General features: G+C 59.0%; 1 protein-coding gene. It reads left to right on the top strand.

Features of this window, described 5'->3' with window-relative positions; translation table 11 throughout:
* Positions 1 to 1,264 (top strand): MFS transporter (locus tag Q4P78_RS08780; protein ID WP_303339997.1); only part of this gene is annotated, 1,264 nt, incomplete at its 5' end.
* Positions 1,265 to 1,358: the final 94 nt, after the last annotated feature.

The raw sequence follows: 1,358 nt of genomic DNA, 5'->3' as shown, positions 1-1,358 counted from the left end.
TATCTCAGCACTCGCCGCATTCGCACCCACCGCCCTGCTGCTTGTCATCGCCCGCGCCGTACTCGGATTCTTCGGTGCCATGCTCATGCCCGCCACGCTCTCACTCATTCGCAACATCTTCCGTGACCCGAAAGAACGCCGCACCGCAATCGCCGTGTGGGCGGCTGGCTTCTCCGCCGGTGCAGCGCTCGGCCCCATCGTGGGCGGACTCCTGCTGAGCCATTTCTGGTGGGGGTCGGTGTTCCTCATGGCGGTACCCGTACTCGTACCGTTCCTTGCCCTCGCACCCATGACCGTGCCCGAATCGAAAGATCCAAACCCCGGCCCGCTCGATATGGTGAGTATCCTGCTGATTATGATCGCCATGATCGGCATAACGTTCGGACTCACCCATATTTCTGAGGCAGGCGTGGATGCGCTCGCAGTCAGCACCGCGTTTATTGGCGCCGTGTTCGGGTTCTTCTTCGTGCGCCGTCAGCTGCGCCGCGGGCGTGCGGGAACCACCCCCATGCTCGATGTTCGCCTCTTCAAAAACACCGTGTTTACCGGGGGGATTCTGGCGAACCTGTTCGCCATGTTCGTAGATGTTGGGTTCCTTTTCTTCGTTTCGCAGCATTTGCAGCTGGTTTCGGGGTACTCTCCCATGCAGGCTGGACTGTTCCTGATTCCCGGGCTGGCGTGCACCATTATTGCGGGCCTGTACGCCGCTAAGCTCGTTTCGCGGTTCCACCCGGCGGTGATTGTGTCTTCGGGGCTTGCCTTGGGTGCGCTCGGGTACCTGTTTGTGGTGTTCTTTGGTTCGCGCAACGACCTTCTGCTCATGACTTCCTTCATGTTCTTAGGGTTGAGCGTGGGTGCGGCTCAGACCATCTCGAATGACCTGATTCTTTCCAGCGTTCCAGCGAATAAGGCGGGTGCTGCGTCGGCAATTTCTGAGACCGCCTACGAGTTCGGCACCGTGCTGGGTACCGTGGTGATCGGCGGCATGCTGACCGCAATTTACCGTGCACAGGTGACGGTGCCCACCGGTCTTAATGCGGATGCGGCCCATGCGGCGGGCGAAACCCTCGGCGGCGCGACCGCAGTTGCCGGGCAGCTTCCCTCGGATCTAAGTGCCGAGCTGCTGCATTCGGCGCATGCCGCATTCGATTCGGGCGTGCTGGTGACCGCAACCTTTAGCGCCGTGCTTTTGGCGGTTCTGGCGGTCTTCACTTACCGGATGCTCCGCTCGGCACCCGCCGAACTGGAGAAAACAGAACACTAGACCAAAAATTCTGGTGCTAAAAAGAGCCTTTATGTGAATAAAGCGGTAAAAAATACTCTTTATTCGCATAAAGGCTCTTTTTATCGTGGAGGCA

Source organism: Rothia sp. (in: high G+C Gram-positive bacteria), assembly GCF_030540545.1.
GTDB lineage: Bacteria > Actinomycetota > Actinomycetes > Actinomycetales > Micrococcaceae > Rothia.
The sequence above is the reverse complement of the archived record's forward strand: the minus strand, read 5'-3'. Positions and strand labels throughout refer to the sequence as shown.